This window comes from Maribellus sp. CM-23 (assembly GCF_021354595.1).
Lineage (GTDB): Bacteria > Bacteroidota > Bacteroidia > Bacteroidales > Prolixibacteraceae > Draconibacterium.
This window is the reverse complement of the sequence record NZ_JADWYJ010000001.1, coordinates 168,848-193,562: the sequence shown is the minus strand read 5'-3', so window position 1 is coordinate 193,562 and position 24,715 is coordinate 168,848. Positions and strand designations below refer to the sequence as shown.

Here is a 24,715-nt window from a genome sequence, read left to right as displayed (position 1 = left end):
AAAAAATTAAACTAAAACCTTTTGTATGAAAAAAAGAATTCAAAAAATGCTGCTAACTGCATTGTTTGCTGTGATGTGTTCTACCGCATTTTCGCAGGTCAATGTAAGTGGTACGGTGTCCAGCGAAGAGGGGGAACTGCTTCCTGGCGTTTCTATTTTGATTAAAGGTACCAATACGGGAGTAATTACCGACATTGATGGTAAGTACTCGTTAAATAGTGTACTTGCCGATGCAACGCTTGTTTTTTCATTTGTGGGAATGAGAACACAGGAAGTTGCCATTGACGGAAGAGCTGTAGTAAATGTTACCATGCAAATGTCGGCCGTAGGTGTTGATGAGGTGGTGGTAACTGCACTGGGTATGAAAAAAGAGAAAAGGGCCTTGGGCTACAATATTTCATCTGTAAATAGTGACGAGATAGAATCAGGAGGCGTGTCGAATGCTCTTAAGTCGCTGGAAGGAAAAATTACCGGTGTACAGATGAACAGCCTTACGTCTTCTCCAACATCTTCAGTGATGTTTAATATCCGGGGTGCAACTTCTTTGGCTGGTATTATGAAAGGGAAGAGTGGAAACATAAACAACGAAACTCAACCTTTGATTGTAGTGGATGGGGTTCCGGTTGCCACCAATAGCGTTGGTACTACCGGAGGAATTGATGTGGGGAACTATATGTCGTCTATTAACCCGAACGACATCGAAAGCGTATCTGTACTGAAAGGAGCCAGCGCCGCAGCTCTTTATGGTTCGCAGGCGGGTAACGGGGTAATCTTAATAACCACCAAAAGCGGAAGCGGTGCTAAAAAAGGCATTGGTGTTTCTGTTAGCAGTTCTGTATCATTCGATCAGGCATACAGTGCTCCGCCGGTTCAACGCCGTTTTTTCCAGGGAGATGAAGATGGTTCGCCTTTAACTGATGACAAAAAGGGATTGGGTTGGGCCATCGATGATAAGGTGAACAACAACGAACCTGTTTGGCGGTGGAATCTCTTGACACAAGAGTGGGAACAGTCTGTTCTGGAAGTCCGGGGTGACAAAAACCCCTTGCTTGCGTTTCTCGAAACAGGTGTAATGTTTAATAATGATATTGCGATTACCGGTAACTACGACAAAGGAAATTACCGTTTAAACTTGGGTAATTTGAGATCAAACTCAGTAGTTCCTTCCAATAAAACCATCCGGAATAATGTTTCTTTTAGTGCAGCCTATAATTTAACGAATAAAATAACTGTTTCTTCACAGGCTTCCTATTCGCATACTTTTGTGCCAAATCAATCGCATATTTATGGAAAAAGAGAAGATAACCCGCTGGCACATGCTATGTCGATGCCAATAAATATGCCTACGATGGATGTTTGGAAACAGGCGAACAGATGGCTGAATGACTGGGATGGAACCTATCAGAATACTCCGTATCTGAAAAATCCGGGAGAAGATCGTTTGAGTCGGGTTAACAGTTCTGGCTTTGATAAAGCCATCGGGAAAAATGGGCCTTACTTTGCAGCCGAAGAGGTAATCAGAACCTATACAAAGGATGTGGTTTTTGGTAAAGTGCAGATGGATTGGAAACTTACTGAGCCACTTACTCTTACATTGCGATCAGGATTAAGTCATGAGAGTTTTGCATTTGAACGGAAAACTCCCTGGGGATCGGAACGTGCCGAAAAAGGAGGATACGAACAACGTCACTCAAATAGTTTGGGAATAAAAAACGATGTAATGCTTGCTTACAGCAACTATTTTATGGATGAAAAACTTTCGGTAGATGCATTGGCGGGTTTAGCTTATAATTACGATGAAGCCAACAGTTCTGGATTTGGCGGAAATGAACTGGCAACTCCCAATTCATTTAGCTATAACTCGTTACCGGCATCTGTAAGGCAAAGTGCAAGCTTTTACAGGGGGTATTCTTCACGGAATTACGGAGTTTACGGAACAGTGACCCTGGGATGGAAGAGTATGCTTTACCTGGAATTAACCGGACGTAACGACTGGGTAGGTATTCTGGACCACGAGAAAGACAACCATTTTTATCCGGGAGTATCGTTAAGCTGGATTGCTACCGAAACATTCCCTGATATGGGAGATTGGATCGATCTTCTCAAGCTGAGGGGCGGATATGCGCAAACCGGTTACGGAATTGGAAATCCTGTAAACCTGGATAGTTATGGAATTTCGGGCAGTACCTGGGGCGGAATTGCCATGGGAACGGTAGGAGGAAGTCTTGTAGATGCCGATATTGATCCGGAACTAAACGAGACAAAAGAGATTGGTGTTGATTTTAGTTTTGCAGAGAATCGGATTTTTGGAGAATTTACAGCTTATTCAAAAAATCACATCAATCAAATACAAAACCTTCCTGTAGTGGGGTCGTCCGGGTTTGGTTCGGTTTTAACCAACATGGGTTCTGTAAAATCAACGGGTATCGAAGCTTCGTTAACAGTAGTGCCTGTTCGTAATAAAAACTGGACCTGGAGTGTAACCGGAAATATTACTTCTTTTAAATCGGTAATTGAGGAACTGGATGATCGGTTCTCTGAGAAATTCTATTCTTACGAAGGATCTGCTTTGCTTTCATTATTCAAAGGTTCGAAGGTTGGTGATCTTTATGCCGAAAGCCCGATTGCTCGTATCCAGTCAGGAAAATACAAAGGAATGATGTTGACAGGTATAGAGGGGATCATCGAAGAATCGGTTCAAACAACTGATTACATAAAAGAGAATGGTTACTTGGGAAATATGAACCCGGATGCAATATTGGGTTTCAGCACCGATGTGAAATACAAAAACTGGAATTTGGGTATAGTTACCAGTCTTCGTTTAGGCGGTGTATTCATTTCAGAAACTCAGAAAATTATGATTGATGACGGGATGGCTGATATTGCCGATATTTATAAAGACAAATATGATGAATACTGGACGGGTGGCCGCTTTGCCGGAGGATTACCGGGAATGCCAAGTCCTGACGCCATATTCCCGGGTGCCGGATGGGAGGAATATCGTGATACTTATTCCGGATACATGGAATATTACAACGGAGATCCCCGCTATTTCGGATACTGGAATGCTGTTTTTATCAATCCCAACATGGATTTGTCGGGCCTGAGTCCGGAAGAAAAACTGAACCTCCCGGATGAGTATTACGTCAAAAACGGAGAAGATCCTTTATACACAATGTACACCCATCCGTATTACATGGAAGGACAGGAATTGTGGTCGGGAGCCCAGTTCAGAACCTGGGATGCTACCAATTTCAAAATCAAGGAAATTAATCTTACATACCGATTCAATAAAGCACTTGTAAACAAGCTGTATTGTCAGGATATAGCCGTTACTGCCTTTGCAAAAAATGTAATGTTTTGGGCAAAAAACCGTATGAACGAAGATCCGGAAACTGCGTTCCGCGATGGTATTTCAGGAATGGGAGTTTCCCAGTTTGGTTTGCCACCTATACGTACTATGGGACTGAGAGTTGCAGTCAATTTTTAGTAAAACATGCATAAATAAAACAAAATACACGAATATGAAGAAGTTGTTTAAATATTATACTATTGGCTTGATGACGATACTTAGCGTATCGTGCCAGGATCAATTGCGAATAGATGAAAGGCAAACATCGTTTGATGTGAATTATTTCACCTATTCACGCTATCAACTGACAACAGCAATTGTAAACATTTCTAAAAATTACGGGCATTCATTACTGAATGAAAGAGACGGGCAGGCTGCACTTTATTTTATGGATTGTTACAGTGGTGATCAGATCAGCAGTTACTATTCCGATTTTCAGAGCAACTGGGACATGGAAGGCTCCAATCCCTATACAAACGAATTCCGGACACTTGCTGCGATCAAAGAACTGGCAACCAACGAAGGGAATATGGCAACTGTAGCGGCTGCCGATATTTTAAAATGTTTTGTTGGGGGATTTCTGACTGAAAAGTACGGTGATATTCCTTTTTCGGAAGCAGTTGAAGGAAGAGATGGTAATCTTTTCCCAAAATTCGATTCCCAAAAGGAAGTTTACGAGGCGATATTTAAAATGCTGGATGAAGCGGTTGCCACTTTATCTGAGGCCGGAAGTAAAGGCTTGCCAGCCGATCATGATCTGCTTTTTTCAGGAGATAAGAGTAAATGGATCAAATTTGCCAATTCATTGAAGTTCCGCCTAATGGTGCATTCATACGAAGCTTTTAAAAGCGAGGGAGTTGATTTGTCCGCTCAAATGCAGGCTATTGCCAGTGGAAATAATTTCATGTCTTCGGTCGACGACAACGCTTCGATTACCTTTCCCGGAACAGAGGAAAAAGATTCCTGGTACCTGCAGACCCAATGGGGGACGGGTAACAATTTTACAGAGCAAAAACCGACAAAGTACCTGATTGATCAATTGAGAGCCTTTGATGATCCCCGCATGTACGTGATTTTTGCACCGGTTCTTTCGCCTTTGTCAAACAAGGCAGATACAGTGCAGGAAGACGTTATGATCAACGGATATACTTATGGAATAACCTATTATCCCGCTGCCGATGCAAATGTTGAAGCGAGTTGGTTGGTGGCAACCGGCAAAGATTTAAATGGAAATACCATTGAGGTTCCGTACGAGATGGATGCCCGGTGGTTGGGAACTCCTACTCCTGCCACTGTTCAAAATATATATGGTGGAGATGGTTTGCCCGGGACAAACGGATTTTACGACAACCGTCGGTTATCTGGATTTTCGCAGCTAATCGCTCAAACGAATGATGATAGACTAAGAGCCGTATTGATGGAATCGAGCGAGATGATGTTTCTGTTGGCAGAAGCCCGGAAAAATGGATGGATATCGTCGGGTTCGGTTCAGGAACATTACCAGAATGGAATAAGACTGTCTTTTGAAAGATGGCAGATTGTTGATGGCTCGAAACCTGTTAGTCATGAAGGTGCGGAAGAAGTTGTCGAAGATTTTGATGCTTATTATTCTATGCCGGGTGTAGCCTTGGACGGCTCTGGTGCGGACCTCGATAAAATTGCTTTACAAAAATGGTTGTCGTTGTTGGTAACCAATCATGCGGAAGCTTTTACCGAATTGAGAAGGACTCAGAAACCTGACTTCGTGTATGAAGTGGCTCCTTCTTATTCTCCTTATTCTTATCCGTTAAGATACACCTATCCCCTGGATGAAGAAAGCAATAACAAGGAGAACTACAATGCAGCAGTTGCTTCTTTGGATGGAGGAAAGGATCTTCCCTCTGCACGCATGTGGATTCTTAAATAAAAGAAATGACACAATTAGGAGCAGTGTTTTCACATAGATTTAGATTTGGTTAGACGGTTGAAATAGGCAGACTTTTCTGCCTATTTCCTTTCATTTAATTTTTTAGTGGATATGAAGACATTTTTAACTGTAGTTTATTGTTTGTTTTTGCTGGGAATGCCGGGGAAGTGCTTTAGCCAGCCGGATAATGCAGGAAACAAACCTGAACACATCATTGTAAACCTGACCGAAAAACCCTCGGAAAGTGTGGCTGTTACCTGGCGTACCAGGGATGCTGTTGCGCAAATGCTTCAGTGGGTGGAAGTGACCGATTCTCCGGTGATTACCGACAAAGAGCAGGTGCTTACGGCCAACAGTAGTACCGTCACTTACATCGATGGTGATATTCCTCCGTTGGTTGTGACCAATCATTCGGTGGTTATCGGCAATCTGAAACCGGGAAGCCAGTACCTGTACCGGGTAGGGAGCGAAGACGCCTGGAGCGAATGGATCGAGTTTAAAACGGCAGGGGCAGAAAATGACCCGATTTCCTTTATTTACTTTGGCGATGTGCAAACAAACATCAAATCACAGTGGTCGAGGGTAATGCGCAAAGCCTACAGCATGGCGCCCGATGCCGGTTTTTTGTTTTACGCCGGCGACCTGATCAACCATACCCACAGCGAAGAAGAATGGAAGCAGTGGTTTGAGGCCGGAAGTTTTATTCATGCAACTATTCCGAGTATGATGACACCCGGGAATCATGAATACGACAGTACTGCATTGGATAACCATTGGAGAGAGCAATTTACGTTGCCTGAAAACGGCCCGCAGATGGATTTACTTTCCGAAACGGTTTATTATGTCGATTATCAGGGCTTGAGGATCATTTCGATCAATGCCGATATGATGGATGAATCGCCGGAAGCCGCCCAGAAAACAAAAGCCTGGCTGGAGAAAGTGCTGGCAGAAAATAAAAAGCCCTGGACGATCCTCACGCTGCATTTCCCTTTTTATTCGACCAAGGCCAACCGCGATAATGCCGAACTGCGCGAGAACTTTCAGCCAATGGTTGAAAAGTACGGAGTGGATATGGTTCTGACGGGGCACGATCATGCCTATGGAAGAGGATGGGAAAATATTGAATCGATGACAAAACCGGGCGAGATTTCCGGGCCAGTGTATGTGGTGTCGGTAAGTGGGCCCAAACAATACGATCTTTCTGCGCAAAGCTGGATGAGCAGAAAAGGCGGAAATATTCAACTCTTTCAGCTTATCTCGATCGATAACAACAAGTTGAACTACAAAGCCTATACTGCCAGCGGAACATTGTACGACGAGTTCGACCTTATAAAACAAGCGGGAAAAGCAAACAAACTGATCGACAAAGCACCGTCAACGCCGGAACGTTTGTATACCCGGTAACGCAGTGTGGTTTTAGCAGAATAGTGGCCTCAATAAAACGAGAATGAGTGGTGGTGATAACCTAAAATGTAAACGAATGAACTTCCGGAAAATACAATTGGCGGGAAGCGTATTGTTTTTTTTGCTGTTGACATTTGCGCAGGCTGGCAGCCAGAATTTGGCCAAAGGATGGGTCTTTAACGATCTGAACCGGAACCAAATTCAGGACAGCAACGAACCGGGTATTGAAGGCGTGTTGGTATCCAACGGCCGCGAAGTGGTGCGGACCGATAAAAACGGAGCATGGAAACTACCCGTGGATGCGGAGGTGGAGGAATTGTTTCTGATCAAACCTACGGCCTACGAGGTGCCGGTGAATGAAAACAAAATACCACAGTATTTCTTTTTGCTGTCGCCGGAAACCGAGCTGAATAAAAACATTGTTTTTCCGCTTTACGAAGGATCGAAAAACGATACTTTTTCGGTGGTGTTTTTTGGCGATCCGCAGGCCAGGGGCGAAAAGGAAATGAATTATGTTTTTCACGATGTGGTGGAGGAACTGGTGGGAACAAACGCAACATTGGGTGTTTCGCTGGGCGATATGGTGGCCGACGATCCCGAAATGATGGATGATATCAGCAGCGGGATCGCACAAATCGGAATCCCGTGGTACAATGTTTTCGGAAACCACGATAACGACCGCGATGCAACAAGTAACAACGACCGCGACCGCACTTTTTCCCGGTTTTTCGGGCCGAGTACCTACGCTTTCGAATACGGCGATGTGGCCTTTATCGGGCTAAACAATATTTTCTTTCAACCCAACGGAAAATACCGCCCGCATTTTACTGAAAAACAGCTGCTTTTTGTGGCAAATTACCTCCAGCAACTACCGACCGATAAATTAGTAGTACTGATGATGCATGCACCCATCGTTGCCTGCAACAACCGCAACGACTTGTTCCGGATCCTGGAATCACACGAACATACCTTCTCCATATCGGGGCATGTACATGAGCAGATAAACCTGTTTTTGGATGAAAAAGACGGATGGAAAGGGAAAAACGAGCATCATCACCTGGTAAATGCCACCGTGTGTGGAAGCTGGTGGTGCGGACTGAAAGATGAAATGGGCATCCCTCATGCCACCATGAATGACGGGGCGCCGAATGGTTACTCCATTGTTTCATTTACCGGAAATCGCTACAGCGTGCGGTTTAAAGCCGCCCGCCGCCCGGCTGATTACCAGTTGAATATTTATTTCCCGGAAGAAATAAAAACAACAGAGCTTGCTAAAAGTCGTGTGGTGGTGAATGTTTTTGCGGGGTCTGAACGTTCGGTGGTCGAAATGAAAATAGGGCACAACGGAAGCTGGTTGTCGCTTCAGAAAAAGGACCAGATCGATCCGGGAAATTTGCGCGCAAATCAGCTCAATACTTACCTGGAACAAGAAATAAAAGGTGAAGTGCTGGAGGACGTTTTAGGATACAAAATGGATTCCCCCAGCGTATCGACACATATGTGGGAAGGCGCTGTGCCTGCTAACCTGCCTCCCGGAACGTATACTTTAACGGTGCGGACAAGCGACATGTTTGGGCAAAGCTGGACAGCCCACCGGATCTTTCGGGTTATCAACTAAACATCAGGCGTGGAATGATATATTTACGAACATACGGCAGATTAAACCCCGCGTACATGCTAACTTTTCTGATGGCATTGGTTATAGTGGCCTGTCATCCGGCGGCTTCTGAAAAACACAACAAACAAATTTTTATGAAAGAAAAACAACTATCATTCTCGGCTAAAAACCACGCGCTGGACAATAACGATAATTTTTCACCCGACGACCGTTTTCTTTGTTACGACACACGCGGTACCGTTCTGAATTTCGATCTGGCCAATTGTAAGTCCATCGAAAAAATAGAAATTGCTACCGGGGAAGAAACCGTGCTTTGGGCACCCGAGTCGGTGACCGGAGAACAGGCAGCACCCGGTGTAGCAGCTGTTTCGTACCATCCTTTTGATGACAAGGTGATTTTTATTCATGGTCCGTTGCTGGAGGAAGTGGCCGAACGTGGTTACTACGGCATACGAAACCGTAGCGGAGTGGAAGTGAGCGCCGATGGAAAAGGTATTGTTACAAGAGTGGATATGCGGGATGTGGCCACTGATCGTCCCACTACTCCCGGAGCCCAGCGCGGAGGCACACATCGCCACGAATACACACGCGACGGCAATCGCATTGGCTTTACCTACGATGACTTTTTACAGCAAGATTACGACCGGACGATCGCTTACATGATTCCGCACTCAAAGGCTCCGCAGGGGTACACGCACTATTTTGCTGTTTTGGTGAAACCCAAAAAGAAAGGGACCTCAAAAGCCGGTGAAATTGAAAAAGCCTTTGGTGATTCGTGGGTGGATGCAGCCGGTAGAATGCGTGCTTTTGTTGGGCAGGTGCGCTCCGAAAACGGAGTCGATTTTCAAAACGACCTTTTTGTGGCCGAAATTCCGGATTCGGTGGATATTACAAGTGCAGATTCGGGAGATGCAACAAGCTATCCCGAACCACCCCTCGGAATTGTGGTGCGCAGGTTAACACTTCACGGAGGAGTTTCAGGCATTGTGCGGGGCTCGTTTAACGGACAGCAAATCGCCTTTCTGCTGAACGACAAAAACGGTGTGGCACAGGTAAACATGATCGATGTTTTGAGAGATGATCCGGCCCGGCAAGTGACAAATTTTGAATCGGATGCTGCCTTTTTACGATGGCACCCGAATGACGAATGGATCTTTTCAGTAGTAAAAGGAAACATTGCAGCCACCTGTGTGCGTGCAGGAAAGGATTTTGGACAAACCGTGCTGCTTACCAATGATCAGCAGCTGCGTACGCAGTTGGTGGTTTCGCGCAACGGAAAAATGCTGGCCTATAACATCGATGTTCCGGGAGCTACTGAAACCGGAGAAGAAAAAGCGTTCATGCAGATTTTTATGATGGAAGTGGAAATGGAGAAGATGAATGCTGCAATTCAGTAAAAAAGAGAGAAGAGAAATAATTAAAATGAACAAACTTAAACGAAGGAATATGATGAGGTTTCAAGTAAGACTACGATTGGTCTTGATGTTAATGGCACTGAGCAGTGCATTGGCGGTTGTGGGGCAGAAGCGAGCGGATGCCCCGATACAGGACAAGCCTTTTGTACAGGAATACAGTATAAAATTTAATTACGACAATTCCGGGAACGAGCTTTTTCAGGCTGCTTCGGACCGGAACGGGTACATCCAGGTAATTTCGTTGCACGGATTGCTTCGTCCGAGAGCCGGTGAGATGCTTTTCCCCGGTACGCTGGTAAAAGATGTGCAGTACAAACCTACTTCCGACAAAGGAATTCGTGCCGTTGTTAATTATAAGGATCAGCTGGTTTATGTGGATGATGTGGCGGTATTGAGCAATGCCTGGGCAGGAAGGCTTTTTAGTCGTCATAATTTGCCGGAAGCCCGCATCCTGGAAGCCGGAAAGGATTTTACTTTTCTGATTTCAGACGGGAAAAAACTCCAGTTGTTAAACATGGAAGGAAGTCTTTGGGAAGGTGAATCGGCTGATGCGGTAAAGGAAATTGCCTACGATGCTGCAAACAATCAGTTCTGGATTTTGGGCGAAAATTCGATCCAGGTTTTTCAACCCGGGAGCAGCAAGCTGAAACAGGTACTCAGCCGACCTGCGCTTACGGCCATCGAAGTTTGGAAAAACCAGTTGGTAGCCGGTACTTCCGACGGGTATTTTACCATCGATCTCCAAAATCATCAGGCCGGAGAAATGCAAAAGAACCTGCCGTGGACAGAGATTACCTGCGTAAAAAATATCGATGGCGATCTTTGGTTGGGCTCCACCTGGGGTGCTTTCAAACGAAACGATCAGGGAAAATACGATTATTATGCGTCCAAACGCTGGCTGCCTTCCGACAAGGTGATTGATATTGCAAAAGGACCAGAGAATTCGGTGCTGATTCTAACCGACAAAGGTCTGGGACAGATTTGCCGCCAGGAAATGACACTTTACGATAAAGCCATGTACTTTGAAAAACAGGTACGTGAACGACACATTCGCTTTGGTTTTAACGGAACCATTTCGGGAATGACTGACGGCGATGTGACCACCGGAAGCCTGGAAACTTCGGACAATGACGGCCTGTGGACCACCATGTACCTGGCCGGCGAGGTATTTCGCTATGTGGTTACCAAATCGGACGAAGCTTTGCAAAATGTTCGTGAGTCGATGGATGCAATGGAGCGCCTGTATTCGATCAATCCTGTTCCCGGGTTTCCCTCGCGATCTTTTGAACGCCGTGGCTACAAATACCACGATAAACCCTGGCGCCGGGCTGAAGATCCCGAATGGGACTGGAAATCGACCACGAGCAGTGACGAGGCCATCGGCCATATTTTTGCGTTTGGCGCCATTGCCGAGTTGGTGGACGTTGCTGAATTAAAAGAACAAGCGATTATGCTGATCGATACGCTGATGTCGCATGCCCTGAAGCACGATCATTATTTAGTAGACTGGAACGGAGAACCCACGCTTTGGGGAAAATGGAACCCGGAATATGTAAATGCGCGTCCGGTAGGAGTGGGCGACCGCAAGATCAATTCTTCCAACTACATCGGGATGTTGCAGACAGCGTATCATTTTACCGGAAAAGAAAAATACAAAAAAGCGGCTTTCGATCTGATGGAGAACCACGGTTACCTCGAAAACCTGATGCTGCCCATGAGCAAGATCGGACGGGCAGCGGAAGATGCCGACGACTGGAGCAAAATGCTTTCGGAATCCTGGAACCATTCAGACGATGAAATGTACTATTGCGGATACTGGGGCTTGTACCGTTATGCCTTTGACAAGGAGCTGAAAGCCAAATTCAGGGAAGCGATTGTGGACCATTGGGAAGCGGAGCGTCCGGAAAAAGAAGGTTTGTGGAACATCATGACTGCCCTGGTTGGGAAAGATGATTACGATTTTGACAATGCTGCCTGGTACCTGCGCGAATATCCGTTGGATATGATCAACTGGACCGTGAAAAACAGCCACCGGAAAGACATTGAGCTGCTGCCGGAGAATTTCAGGGAACAAAGCACCGCCGAGGTATTGCCACCCGATGAACTGCGGATTTCGCGTCACAATGCGAACCGCTTTGGCCTGGATGGCGGCAGCGACGGCAGATCGGAATACAGTGCCGGCGACATTTGGTTACTGCCCTACTGGATCGGGCGTTACCTGGGCGTAATCAGTGAGCCCGCATCAAAATAATTTGTTTATACTCAGCAAAGTGTAGAGAAAGGGCGTACTTTGGGTGTTGACCCGGTACGCCTTTCACTTTTGTTCTTGTACTAAATGTCAATAAACAATAGCTTTTGAATAAAATATCAGAAGCCTTGTGTGCTTCTGTCTCCTTACTTTGCATACAAGGCCAATTGTGAAAGTGAAACGTTTGCCCATGAAAAGAAGCAGCATGAATAAAAAATTCGAAGTAAGCCGATCATTAAATCAATGCAACAAACAGGTACTCGCCATTGGGATGATGGTGCTGGCCTTGTTTGCTTGCAACCGGGAGCCGGTTGACAAACGCATGGTAAAAGATCTGATGAACGAAAAGATCAGTCGGCTTTACGAAGAAAAAACACAGGAAGAACTGGCTGCAATTACCTATGGGGAGGCGTTTAAACTGTTTGCCAACGATGAGCTTGAGGTGCTGGCAACCCGTCACTGGATGTTTGATGTAAATGTTCCGGTGGTGGTGTCGGTGATGCGGAATACCAAACAGGAGATCGTTCCGTTTTGGCTTATCAGTGATGCGTTTACGAAAACGAAGATGACCCTGAACAACGAAATGACTACCTACGAAGTATGGCAAAAGTCGTTTGACGCAGGAACGGTTGGCCTGGGGATCAATGGTTTTGAGAATAATTCGATGCACTACTTTGTTTCGGTGGCACCGCAAAATAAAACCGACGAGCTGAAATTGAGTAACTTTTTTCCGGCTAATCAATACGTGGGAACACTCGATAACGGGGCGTTTACCTACCACGACTGGGATGAACTGGTACTGGAAAATGTGCCCGAAAAATTGAAAGGACAAAAGCTGTTAACAACCATCCGGGGACGCGGGACCGAGTCGCACCTGGAGAACGCTTTTCGAACAACCAACTATCCTTCATCTATTCAACCCGACCAGGTGATGCTTACCTGGAGCAGCGACCCCGCAAGCACCATCGATATTCAGTGGCGCACCAACACGGATGTTTCACAAGGCAAAGTTGAATACCGGGAAAAAGGCAGCGAATCAATCACCGAAGTGGAAGCAGAGAAATATGTACTGGACGATTTGTTGCTGATGAACGATCGCTTGGTTCATCGTTTTACAGCTCATTTAAGTGGATTAAAACCTGGCACCACTTATGAATACCGAATTGTTCCGCAGAAGGAATGGACCGAAAAGCAGCAATTTAGCACCGAAACTGCGTACGATGAATTTTCGTGGCTTTGGTTTGGCGATATTCATCACTCACCTCAATGGGGAAAGCTCGCGAATGAAGCTTTTCTGCAACATCCCGATGTATCATTTGTTTCGGTTGCCGGCGATCTGGTGGGCGACGGCCTGCACCGCAACCAGTGGGACGATGTGTTTGAGTATTCGGCCGATATTATTTCGCAGCGTCCGTTTATGAACGTATTGGGGAATCATGATAACCGAAGCGGCCTGGGAGCACATATGTACGAACAATTATTCAGCTACCCCAAAAATGGCCCCGATGGTGTCATTCCCGAACATACCTATTCTTTTTCCTACAAAAATGCCCTGTTCCTAATGATCGATGCTACTTCGAAAGATGAGTTGCAAACCGGATGGATTGAGGAACAGCTAAAAAATACAACTGCCACCTGGAAACTAGCCATGTTTCATTTTCCGCCCTACAATTGGGAAGAGCCCTATTTAAACATCCAGAAACTCTGGGGGCCGCTGTTTGATAAATACCATGTTGACATGGTTTTTGGCGGGCACATTCACTATTACATGCGTTCCAATCCCATGAAAGGCGGTCAGGTGGTTGATTCTTACAACAACGGAACGGCGTATGTTATTTCCATCGGAATTCCGTCGCGAACCCGCGAAATTGCCAGCGAGCCTTATGCGGCAGTGCAAAAAGCCGACGGACAGTACTTCCAGTACATGAAGTTTGGCCCGCGTGAGCTTTCGTATTCGGCGGTCAACTCAGAAGGAGAAATAATCGATTCGCTGATCCTAAAAAAATAAACCATGACTTCTCGTTTTCTTAGCTCTTTGCTGCTTTTGCTGCTGGCTTTTTGGGCCGGGGCACAAAACAAACCCGATCTGGATTTTTCTGACTCGGGCGAGTTTAAGATTGTACAGTTTACGGATACACACATCAACCTCGAAAAAGAATCCAACCGCGATGTTTTCGACCGGGTGAAAAAGATCGTCGGGATCGAAAAACCGGATTTGGTAGTATTAACCGGCGATATTATAACCGGAAGTGACCCAAGGGAAGGCTACCTGCTTTTTGAAAAGCTTTTTGTGGAAGCGGGTGTTCCCTGGACCGTTGTACTTGGGAACCACGATGCCGAGCACGGTATGAAACGTGAAGCCCTGGCCGACTTTATTCAACAGCGAAAGCTTTGTTTGAACAATGATCAGCACGAAACCGATGGGAACTCAAATTTTGTGTTGACACTGGGGAACGATAAAACGGAGGCATTGCTGTATTTTATGGATTCTAACTCGTACAGCACCCTTCAACCGCTGGTAGGCGGGTGGGGGTGGTTTACCTACAATCAGGTGGGCTGGTACCGCGAAAAAAGCCGGCAATTTACCCGTTCCAACGGAGGAAATCCCTATCCTGCACTGGCATTTTTTCATATTCCGCTGCCCGAATACACCGCTGCCTGGGAGAACAAAGACAATCCGCCGCTTGGTGTGAAAAACGAGGATGAATGCAGCCCCGAGATCAACACCGGAATGTTTGCTGCCATGCTCGAAAGCGGCGATGTAATGGGAACCTTTGTAGGGCACGACCATATTAATGACTACATTGGCGTACATTATGGCATTGCGTTGGCTTATGGCCGTGTTTCCAAAAAAATGAAAGGGGAAGAAGATCCTTTGGCGGGAGGCCGTGTTATTGTTATCAAAGAAGGAAAACGCAGTTTTGATACCTGGATAAGAGACATGAACGGGAAAAAAGAACTCGCATGCTCGTGGCCTGCATCTTTCTCCAATACTGAAAATCAATAAACCATGAAGAATAAACTAATCATTGCTGTGCTGCTGCTGCTGACCGGCGGAGTAATGGCACAACCCAAAAACAGTCATCAATCCATTGTAAAGGAGGAGCTTATATTTACTCCACAGCACGAACACAGTCACGGTAGCAGCCTGGTGGCGTTGCCCAACGGCGATTTGCTGGCCTGCTGGTTTCAGGGAAGTGGGGAACGTAAATCTGATGATGTTCGCATCATGGGAGCCCGGCTCGAAAAAGGGAAGAAGCAATGGAGTGCTCCTTTCCTGATGGCCGATACGCCCGGTTTGCCCGATTGTAACCCGGTACTTTTTCAGAACAGTAAAAACAAGCTTTTTCTGGTGTGGATAGCTGTGCAGGGAAACCAGTGGGAAGGCTCCATTTTACGTACACGTACCACCAGCGATTACCACCAGCCCGGAGCACCTAAATGGCAGTGGCAGGACAATATTCTGTTAAAACCCGGAGAGGAGTTTGTGCAGGAGTTGAGCCAAAAGTTTCAGGAAATGCCTCCGCTTCAAAACGGATGGGCAGGGTATGCTCCAAAGTACGACAACCTGATCATGGAAGCGAGCAAAAATACAGTGAACCGCAGCATTGGATGGATGACGCGTATCAAACCGCTTATTCTTGAAAGCGGACGGATTGTTCTGCCTCTTTATTCGGATGGGTACAACCTTTCGTTGTGTGCCATTTCTGATGACGACGGTGAAACCTGGCGCCCTTCGAAACCCATTGTAGGACGTGGCCCCATTCAGCCGGCGCTGGCACAGCGCAAAAACGGTGATATTGTGGCCTACATGCGCGACAGCGGCGACGCACCGGCACGTGTCCACAAAAGCATTTCGCACGACAATGGCGAAAGTTGGACCTATTCTGTAAAAACGGATATTCCGAACACAGCAAGTGTGGAACTGCTCACCCTGGCCGATGGACGCTGGGCCTTTGTGGGCAATGATATTAACGACGGGCGCTACCGCGTGGTGTTGATGCTTTCTGACGACGAAGGTGAAACCTGGAAATGGAAAGAATACCTCGAAAGCGATGCAAAAGAGAGCGGCGGAAGCTATTCTTATCCCTGTTTGATTCAAACTTCAGACGGAATGTTGCACATCACCTATTCTTCGCGCACGGGAGAAAGGGAAAAGTCGATCAAGCACCTGGTAGTGGATGCCGGTAAGATAAAATAACGGTTGCCGGCTTTTCCGGTAATCGATGCAAATAGATAAAAAAAGGGTTTAGCACAAAACGGTCTTCTGTTTATTCGGGAGACTGTTTTTTTTATTGCTTTTAGTTTAACCCTTGTTATTTCTGATTACTGATCTTTACTTTTGTACTTTAAGCCAAAATGAGAACTTTGTTTTAATTAATTTCTATTTTTATTGGCTTCATTCTTTTGCGGGTCATGGCAGGTTTAATCGATTGGAATAAAATAAAGGAAGGAGATAAAGCAACATTTGAGAGAATGTTTGATTTATACTATCAACCTTTATGTGGATTTATTTCATCGTATATAAAAAACAACCATGTTGTAGAAGATATTGTCATTGAGTGCTTTGTAGAGGTTTGGGAAAAACGCCAGTCAATAGTCATCAAGTCGTCTCTTTATAATTATTTACTTACGGTTGTGAAGAACGCTGCAATCAGCTACCAGCGCAAAAACAAGGTACAGTTTGCCGAATTGGAGGGCTTGTCGTTAGGTAATGAAGAGTCAAACAATCCGTTGGAAGAGATGTCAGTACTGAATCGCCTGTATGTGGCGATCAATAAACTCCCCGAAAAGCGCAGACAAATTCTGAAAATGACGGTTTACGAAGGAAAGTCGTACCCTCAGGTGGCTGAAGAGCTGGGAATCTCGGTGAATACCGTTAAAACCCAAATATCCCGCTCGTACCGGTTTTTAAAAGAGGAACTGAATGTTCCGGATCAGTTTATTTTCTTTCTCCTTTCGCTGGAAGTTCATCATCTCAAATAGCGAAACATCAATCCTTTGGTTGTGAGGAGTTTCTTGTCAGAATTTTTTATTTGAAAGTGAAGGTTGCAAAAGCCTTGTGTCTTTTTTTTATGAAAAGTGAAAAAAAGATTCAATTTGCTGTCACCCTAAATGCATTCTTTGGCGTCAATGGTGAAAATGAACAAGGTGAATAACAACGATACATATTGGGACCGCATAGTTGAAAGAGTTTTTCAGGGGGATGGGTCTCAAAATCATACGAATGAACAACAAGATACACCGGAGGATAAAGACATTCAATGGGCGAGGCAGACCAATGAGCATTTAAAGCAGGTTTTTAGCTGGGACCGTTTTGATAAAAAAGAGGCCAAACTTCGCTTAGATTATCGTTTAGGCCGGAAAGATTCCCTTCTGCAACGTTTCAACCGCCAGGTTTGGATGAAAGCGGCAGTGCTTTTACTGGCGCTGATTACCGGAGCTTTGCTACACTCAATTATTCCCGGGAAAAAACAGGAGACAAGTTATTCGGAGGTGACTGTTCCGCCGGGACAAATGAGCCAGATCCAACTTCCCGACGGGTCGGTGGTGTGGCTGAATTCAGGCTCTGTTTTTAAGTATCCGACTTCATTCGATCTGGAAAAAAGAGAGGTTTTTATAGATGGGGAAGCTTTTATGGAAGTGGCCCATAACCCTAAAAAGCCTTTCGTGGTTAATGCTCCTTCTTTTGCTGTTGAGGTTTTGGGAACTTCGTTTAATATAGATGCCTATGCTACCGACAGCTATTCGAGTGTAACCCTGGTTGAAGGAAAGGTGCTGTTACATGCCAATCAGGAAAAACAAACACAAAAGATGGTGCCCGGGCAAAGTGTTAGTATTCATAACGGAAAAATTGAAAAGCTGACAGAGGTAGATACCGAATTCTACACATCCTGGAAAGATGGGAAAATTGTTTTTCGCAAAGAACCGTTGGAAGAGATTGCCAAAAAGATGGAGCGGTGGTACAATGTCGAAATCCAGTTCAAGGATGAATCGCTTAAAAAACTCGAATTCTCAGGAACTTTCTTGAAATACAAACCCGTGAGCCAGGTGCTTAAGTCGCTGAGTATCATGAGTGACCAAATCGACTTTGTCACAGAAAATAGAATCAATCAGAAGAATATAATCTACATCGTAAAGAAAAATAACTAAAACTGATTTTATATGACAAAACCTAAATGAAGTAAACTTAAAAAAGGATGGGAGTACCCACCAGTACTCCCATCTTTTAAAACCAATTCAAAAGCCGTTGACGCGGCTAATTAATTAATTTAAATCCGTTTCAAAACTATGAAAAAAAAACGAACAATTCATAGCCCTGGCAGGCTATGGAGTAAATTATTTTTGATTATGCGATTGGCTATTTTTCTGTTCTTTGCGTTTGTTTTCGGGGCTCAGGCGAAATCATTTTCGCAGTCATCAAAACTAACGCTCGATTTGACAAAAACCCGCTTGATGGATGTTTTGAATGAGATCGAAAAGCAGTCGGATTATTATTTCTACTTCAATTTGGATCTGGACAATTACATGGTAGAACATGTACATGTAAGAGACAAGGAAATCAAGCAAGTGCTAAGCGATGTGCTGACAGATTTGGGCTTAGGCTATGAAGTAGTGGATCGTTACATCGTAATCAAGAAAGTTGATACCCCCAATGAACGGAATTCCGATTCAAAGGCGGAGCAGCAGAAAGGAGTCACCGGAAAGGTGAGCGATAGCACAGGAGCCCCGCTTCCCGGAGCCACTGTGGTTGTAAAAGGAACTGCACAGGGAGCTGTTACCGACAGAGATGGTAATTTTCAGTTAATAGATGTGCCCGATGATGCCGTTCTTCTTTTCTCGTTTGTAGGAATGAAAACACAGGAAGTAGCTGTGGCAGGACAAAGCAGTATCAATGTTCGTTTGGTTGAAGACGCCATTGGTATTGAAGAAGTGGTGGCTGTTGGTTACGGCACCATGAAAAAAAGTGACCTGACCGGTAGTGTGAGCCAGGTGGAAGGTGACGACCTTAAAAATGTAGCTGTACGTACTGCAGCCGATGCGCTTCAGGGACGTTCGGCCGGGGTGATGGTAACTTCTACCAGCGGTAGCCCGGGTTCTATGGGAGCTGTTCGTATTCGCGGGGTTGGAACCGTTAACAACAACGATCCGCTTTTTGTGGTGGACGGCTTACCTCAGTCCAACATCGGATGGTTGAATCCGAACGATATTCAGTCGATTGAAATTTTGAAGGATGCTTCGGCCACTTCTATTTACGGTGCCAGAGCCGCTAACGGCGTGATCATGGTAACCACCAAAAAAGGAAGTTCGGGCAAAGACTACAAATCCAGTGTCTCTTTTGATATGTTCATCGGTTTCCAGAACCCGGAGAAAAGGTATCATATGCTGAATGCTGAAGAGTTTATGGAATTTAAAAACCGTGCGTACACAGCTACAGGACAAGCGCTGCTGGATGACTTTTCGACACCTGAAAAGCGCGAACAGATTCTTCAGTTTCTTGAAAAGAATACAGGAAGCAGGGAAGGAACTGACTGGTGGAAAGAGATTATGCATAAAAATGCACCCATGCAAAGTTACAACGTAGCCTTGTCGGGTGGTTTGGAAAAGCTGAGGTACCATTCCAGTTTGGGCTACATGTCGCAGGATGGTATTGTAAAGGCTTCTGACTATGAGCGGATATCCTGGAGAAACACCTTGAATGCAGATTTGGCCAAGTGGTTTAAAATGTCGGCGAATGTGGGTATTATTTATGAAAACCGACGTAACGTAAGCGAAAGCAACCCTTACAACGGAACCATCTTTTCAGCCATGACTGCTGACCCGATTACCCCGGTTTACCGGAACAACCTGGTGGATGTGCCCTCTTTTCTGCAATCAAAATTAATGACAGGTTACGAACCCAGTAACGAGTTTTCACAATATGCAGGTGTACTTTACTCAAACAAGCCCAACCCGGTGGCTCAGGTTGAGTTAATGGGCCTGAATGTTTGGGAAGGAATCAGCGTAAAAAGTGGTTTGACAGGTGACTTAAACCTGACCCCATGGCTGAAGTTCCGTTCCAACTTTGGTTTGGACCTGCACCGCGGCTTATCCAAAGGTTTCACGCCCAAGTACTATCTCGATGGAGACCAAAATGCAACGGATGCCACGGTTGGACGCAGGTATTACAGTACGAACTATTGGGTGTGGGACAACACCTTGACTTTCGATAAGACCTTTGAAGCTCACCGGGTATTGGCCATGGTTGGTACTTCGGCCGAAGAAAATAAGTACGAAGAAACCGGAGCTTCAAAACAGGGAACGATTAATAACGATGAAGACCAGCGTATCATCAATGCAGCGTCGAAGAATCCGGCGGCAGACGGTTATGATGTAACAAGTTCGATGAATTCTTATTTCGGACGCTTGTTCTATACGTATCGCGACCGTTACCTGTTTACCTTCAACATTCGCCGTGATGGCTCTTCAAATTTTGCCGAAGGTAACCGTTGGGGGGTATTTCCTTCCTTCTCTTTAGGCTGGGTTTTCAGCGAAGAAGGATTCATGGATAAATACGAATTCCTGGATATGGGTAAACTGCGTTTTGGTGCCGGCGAAATTGGTAACCACAATATTGGCAGTGGTGCCTACTTGTCAACCTTCGGAAACGGTGGTTATTACACATTTGGAAATCCGCGTATGCCCTACCTGAGTGGAGGCCGTAACAGTGTGGGTAATCCAAACATCAAATGGGAAACTACCCGTCAGATTGATATAGGAGTAGATCTTGCCCTTTTTGATAGCAGATTTACCGTAACCGCAGATTACTTTGTAAAAACAACCGACGACATGTTGGTTCAGGTACCACTTCCGAGTTCGTTCGGCTATCCGAATACGCCTTGGACCAATGCCGGTAGTATTGAAAACAAAGGGCTTGAACTGGAACTTGGATTCAAGGAGTCAATCCGCGATTTCAACTTCTCGATTGATGCCAACTTGTTTACCTTTAAAAACAAGGTGATTAGTTTGGGTGGCGGCGAACCAATTAACGGATCCACTCACCTCGGAAATATGACACATACCCGGACAGAGGTAGGTATGCCAATTGGTTATTTCTACGGATGGAAAACAGATGGAATTTTCCAGACACAAGCCGAAATTGATGCCTATGCCAATAACGAAGGGGAGTTGATTCAGCCTACCGCTCAACCTGGTGACCTGAAATTCCAGGACCTGAATGGCGTGGACGCAGATGGAAATATTGTTAAAGGACCTGATGGCGTATTGAATGATGCCGACCGCGTGATGGTTGGAAACCCATTTCCTGATTTTACCTACGGTTTTACGCTTGCTGCCGATTATAAGGGTTTTGACGTATCCTTGTTCTTCCAGGGATCAGTTGGAAATGACATCCTGAATATCCTGAAATACGATATTCGCTCGGGAGCCGGTTGGTACAACGCCCCGGATGATATGCTTGATATTGCATGGAATGGACCTGGAACTTCGAACACTCAATTTGCAATTAGCGCCAATTCACGACAAAATCTTCAAATGTCGGATTGGTATGTGGAGGATGGCTCTTACATACGTTTAAAAAACGTTCAAATAGGTTATACGATTCCTAAAACTGTTCTTAAGGCGCTGAACAACCACAGTATACGTGTGTGGGTGGGTGGTCAGAACTTGTTTACCATCACCGACTATTCCGGCTTAGACCCGGAAATTGGTTCTTCCGATCCGAAATTTATGGGAATCGACCAGGGATTTTACCCGCAGGCGAGAATATTCATGATGGGTGTTAATGCTACATTCTAACTAATGAAAACGTATTAATTATGAAAAGTAAATTCAATTTATCAATTATAATAATCCTTCTTATTGTAACAGGATGCTCCGAATCTTTTTTGGACAATCCCCCCAAAGGTTCGTTTTCTGAAGATGTTTTTTACAAAACCGAAGATGCCGGTATTAAATCCGTGATTGGTTGCTACACACCCATGTTAAACCATTGGGACTACCAGGTGATGTGGTACGATGTGGGCAATATTATTACCGACGATTCGAACAAAGGCGGATCGGATGCAGGTGATGGTATTCGTAAAACAGAAGTTGGAATTGGCAAGCCATTGCCAACCAATGCGATGTTAAATAGCTTGTGGTCTCACCGGTTCAATGCGATAGGGACATGTAACACGGCGTTGGAAAACATTACGATGGAAACTCCGCTGATTCACAAGGGAGGAACCTATGTAAGCGACGCAGAAAAAGCCCGTTACATTGCTGAAATCAAATTTTTGCGTGGTTTTTATTACTACGATTTGGTGACTGTTTTTGGAGGCGTGCCGTTGATTACCAAAACGCTTTCTCCTGAAGAAAAATCAACACTGACAAAGGCTTCGGTCGATGAAATTAAAACGCAGATTCTGAACGATGTTAAAGCCTGTATTGATGAGCCAAATATGCCTACTTCGGCATCGCTGCCCGAAGCGGAATTTGGACGCATAACCAGGGACATTGCCAATGCATTTAAAGCGCGCGTTCACCTGTTTTTTGGTGATTATGCCGACGCCAAAGATGCTTCGTGGAAAGTGATTGAAACCGGTACTTTTGAATTGCAGTCTGATTACCAGGAACTGTTCAACAGCTATGGTAACGGGTTCTTTTCGAAAGAAAGCGTGTTTACCATTTTGCGGGAATACCGTCCGGGGTACACCGGCTCAAGTGTGATTCCACAAATGAACACAGGCCGTAATAACCTTGGAGGCTGGGGAGGCGACTGCCCAACGCCGGATTTGGTGGATGAATACGAAGTGGGGGATGCCCGTTTGATTCATACAGTTATTCAGGACCAGGATGAATTCATGAAAAATGATGGAACGATTGAAGTGCATAATTACACCGGATACGATAACAACACGGGTTACCACAGCCGCAAAGCTTATGTTCCGCATCAACGCAGACCGGACGGCGGTTTCTGGCAGGTTGACTGGACTTTCTACTTGATTCGTTATTCCGATGTGTTGCTGATGTATGCTGAGTCTTTACTCGAAACAGGAGGTGACAAGCAGGATGTGGCAGACTATATCAACATGGTTCGGAAGAGGGCTTTTGTAACTACTTCGAGAGTGGATAGTTGGGCGCACAAACGCCAGATTGTTATTCCGGAAGTAACAGAAGCGGAGTTTGAAGCAAACTATGCGGTGAAGGCAACCGATGACCTGTCGGCAGCCATTAAACATGAAAGGCGGGTTGAGTTGGGAATGGAAGGCTTGCGCTATTATGACCTGATTCGTTGGGACGATTTTGTAAGCACTATGAACGCTTTCTCGAAATTGCCCTATGCGAATGGAAAAGGGTCAAAAGTAGATGATCAAACCTGGCCGTATCCAATTCCTCAAACTGAAATTGACAGAACAGGAGGTTCAATTACTCAGAACCCTGGATATAACTAAACTTGAGCTACTGGTCGAAAGGCCAGTAGCCTTTTAATACTTTAATACATGACTCTAAAAAGTAGATTATTTGCATGCGCTGCGGTACTGGGCTTATTTGGATGCCAGGCGCCGCAGAACCAATTAACAGAGCAGGAGCAGGCCGAAGGCTGGACCCTTCTGTTTGACGGAGAAACACTAAATGGCTGGCGTGATTACAACGGGGAAGGCCTGACAGGCCCCTGGGTAGTGGAAGAAGGCCAGATTAAAGCCGAAGGACATGGGAGCGACGAAAGTGGCTACATTGTTACCGACAAGCAGTATGAAAACTTTGTTTTAACCTGGGACTGGAAAATTTCTCCCGGAGGAAACAGCGGTATGCTTTACCACGTAGTGGAAAACCCGAAGTTCAACGTGCCTTATGTTACCGGGCCTGAGTACCAGTTGATTGACAACGAAGGGTTTGAACACCCATTGGAAGAATGGCAAAAATGCGGTGCTGACTATGCAATGTATCTACCCGAAAAATCAAAACTTCACATTAATCCTGCCGGTGAGTGGAATACCTCAAAAATAGTATTTGACAACGGACATGTTGAGTACTGGATGAACGGCGAGAAAACCATTGAATTTGAAGCGTGGGGCGACGATTGGTTCACACGCCGTAACAGCGGAAAGTGGGAAAATATGCCCGAATACGGTTTGGCCCGCAAAGGTGTTCTTTGTTTGCAAGACCATGGTTACCCGGCCTGGTTCCGCAACATAAAAATCAAAGAACTGCCTAAAAAAACAGAAACCGTTGACTTGTTTAACGGAATAGACCTTAAAGGCTGGGAAGCATACGGTAACGAAAAATGGTTTGTTGAAGACGGCCTGCTGGTTTGCGAAAACGGCCCTGAAAAAGGATACGGTTACCTGGCAACTACAAGCTATTTCGATGATTTTGATTTATCCGTAGAGTTCAAACAGGAAGCCAATGGCAACTCAGGAGTTTTTATTCGCTCGTTTGTTGAGCCGGTTGCAAAAGTAAATGGCTGGCAGGTAGAAGTAGCTCCTCACGGACATGGAACCGGCGGCATTTACGAATCCTACGGTCGTGGTTGGCTGATTCAGATTCCGGAAGAAAAAGAAGATTTCCTGCTTACAGGTGAATGGAATACACTCAGAATAAAAGTTGTTGGCAACGATGTACAAACCTGGTTAAATGGCCACGAGATGGTTCAGCTTAGCGATGAGAAAATCGGCAAAGGTCAGGGGCGCATTGCTCTTCAAATTCATGATGGAGGCGGTATTCGGGTATTATGGAAAAACCTGAAAGTAAAGCGTTTGTAGGATTTTATAAACCAACTAAAGAAATA

General features: G+C 45.3%; 14 protein-coding genes. All 14 read left to right on the top strand.

Features of this window, described 5'->3' with window-relative positions; genetic code table 11:
- Positions 1-25 precede the first annotated feature (25 nt).
- The 14 genes from INQ51_RS00760 (at position 26) to INQ51_RS00695 (ending at position 24,689) form a co-directional block, all read left to right on the top strand.
- Positions 26-3,490: a SusC/RagA family TonB-linked outer membrane protein gene (locus tag INQ51_RS00760; RefSeq protein WP_233375986.1), complete on the top strand. Its 3,465-nt coding sequence runs from the start codon at positions 26-28 to the stop codon at positions 3,488-3,490.
- 34 nt (positions 3,491-3,524) lie between these two features.
- The gene (locus INQ51_RS00755; RefSeq protein ID WP_233375985.1) at positions 3,525-5,258 is read left to right on the top strand and encodes a SusD/RagB family nutrient-binding outer membrane lipoprotein; all 1,734 of its coding nucleotides are present in this window, start codon (positions 3,525-3,527) and stop codon (positions 5,256-5,258) included.
- Positions 5,259-5,369: 111 nt separating this feature from the next.
- Entirely contained in the window at positions 5,370-6,662 is a 1,293-nt protein-coding gene (locus INQ51_RS00750) for a purple acid phosphatase family protein (protein WP_233375984.1), read from the top strand.
- A gap of 76 nt (positions 6,663-6,738) precedes the next feature.
- Complete coding sequence (locus INQ51_RS00745) at positions 6,739-8,280, top strand: calcineurin-like phosphoesterase C-terminal domain-containing protein (protein WP_233375983.1); 1,542 nt, start codon at positions 6,739-6,741, stop codon at positions 8,278-8,280.
- Positions 8,281-8,336: 56 nt separating this feature from the next.
- Positions 8,337-9,677 carry a DUF3748 domain-containing protein gene (locus tag INQ51_RS00740; RefSeq protein ID WP_233375982.1) on the top strand — a complete coding sequence of 447 codons (1,341 nt, stop codon included), beginning with the start codon at positions 8,337-8,339 and terminating at the stop codon, positions 9,675-9,677.
- Between the two features lie 49 nt (positions 9,678-9,726).
- Complete coding sequence (locus INQ51_RS00735) at positions 9,727-11,946, top strand: hypothetical protein (protein WP_233375981.1); 2,220 nt, start codon at positions 9,727-9,729, stop codon at positions 11,944-11,946.
- Positions 11,947-12,148: 202 nt separating this feature from the next.
- Positions 12,149-13,951: a purple acid phosphatase family protein gene (locus INQ51_RS00730; protein ID WP_233375980.1), complete on the top strand. Its 1,803-nt coding sequence runs from the start codon at positions 12,149-12,151 to the stop codon at positions 13,949-13,951.
- A gap of 3 nt (positions 13,952-13,954) precedes the next feature.
- Positions 13,955-14,950, top strand: a complete 996-nt coding sequence (locus INQ51_RS00725; protein WP_233375979.1) for a metallophosphoesterase family protein — start codon at positions 13,955-13,957, stop codon at positions 14,948-14,950.
- 3 nt (positions 14,951-14,953) lie between these two features.
- Positions 14,954-16,144, top strand: a complete 1,191-nt coding sequence (locus INQ51_RS00720; RefSeq protein ID WP_233375978.1) for a sialidase family protein — start codon at positions 14,954-14,956, stop codon at positions 16,142-16,144.
- Between the two features lie 215 nt (positions 16,145-16,359).
- On the top strand, positions 16,360-16,929 hold the full coding sequence (locus INQ51_RS00715; RefSeq protein WP_233375977.1) for an RNA polymerase sigma factor: 570 nt from the start codon (positions 16,360-16,362) through the stop codon (positions 16,927-16,929).
- 165 nt (positions 16,930-17,094) lie between these two features.
- Positions 17,095-18,096 (top strand): FecR family protein, encoded by a 1,002-nt coding sequence (locus tag INQ51_RS00710; RefSeq protein ID WP_233375976.1) that lies wholly within the window; start codon positions 17,095-17,097, stop codon positions 18,094-18,096.
- A 198-nt stretch (positions 18,097-18,294) separates the two neighbouring features.
- Complete coding sequence (locus INQ51_RS00705; protein ID WP_233375975.1) at positions 18,295-21,741, top strand: SusC/RagA family TonB-linked outer membrane protein; 3,447 nt, start codon at positions 18,295-18,297, stop codon at positions 21,739-21,741.
- Positions 21,742-21,761: 20 nt separating this feature from the next.
- Positions 21,762-23,378: a RagB/SusD family nutrient uptake outer membrane protein gene (locus INQ51_RS00700; protein WP_233375974.1), complete on the top strand. Its 1,617-nt coding sequence runs from the start codon at positions 21,762-21,764 to the stop codon at positions 23,376-23,378.
- A gap of 48 nt (positions 23,379-23,426) precedes the next feature.
- Entirely contained in the window at positions 23,427-24,689 is a 1,263-nt protein-coding gene (locus INQ51_RS00695; RefSeq protein WP_233375973.1) for a DUF1080 domain-containing protein, read from the top strand.
- The last annotated feature ends 26 nt before the right edge of the window (positions 24,690-24,715 follow it).